The following is a 537-nucleotide window of genomic DNA, read 5'->3' as shown; positions in this document are numbered from 1 at the left end:
CTGGCAACAGCAGGGGTTACGATTACGAATAACGGAACGGGCAGTGTGACCTTAACGGGATCTCCTGCTGCAATTACCACTGCTTTGGATGGTTTAAGTTACCAACCTGTTGCCGATTACAACGGCGCTGACAACTTAACCCTAGTCACCAGCGATGGCGCCTTAAGCGATACGGACAATATTGCCATTACAGTTAATCCAGTCGTCGATATTGCCAACGATGCGGCTACTATCAATGAAGACACGGTGGCTAATCTTGATGTGAATGCCAATGATACCTTTGAAAACGCAGGCCATACCATCACCGCCATTAACGGCACGGCGGTTGACGAAGGCAGCACGGTGGTCGTGGATAACGGCACAGTGCTCTTGAATGGCGACGGCACTTTAAGCTTTACTCCAATCGCCAATTACAATGGCAGTACCAGCTTTACCTATACGGTCACTTCCGGCGGAGTTACGGAAACGGCTACAGTGAACGTCACAGTCAATCCGGTTAATGATGCCCCAACTAACAGCGTCCCTGGCGCTCAAACG

1 protein-coding gene is annotated in these 537 nt (G+C 50.5%); it reads left to right on the top strand.

Translation table 11 applies throughout. The features are described from left to right. Positions 1-537, top strand: a 537-nt coding sequence (locus Lqua_RS02475) for an Ig-like domain-containing protein (protein WP_193787172.1), incomplete at both ends; no start/stop codon positions are given.

Source organism: Legionella quateirensis (assembly GCF_001467955.1).
In the GTDB taxonomy this organism is placed as follows: domain Bacteria; phylum Pseudomonadota; class Gammaproteobacteria; order Legionellales; family Legionellaceae; genus Legionella; species Legionella quateirensis.
Note: the sequence above shows the minus strand (reverse complement) of the source record. Positions and strands in the feature narration are given on the sequence as shown.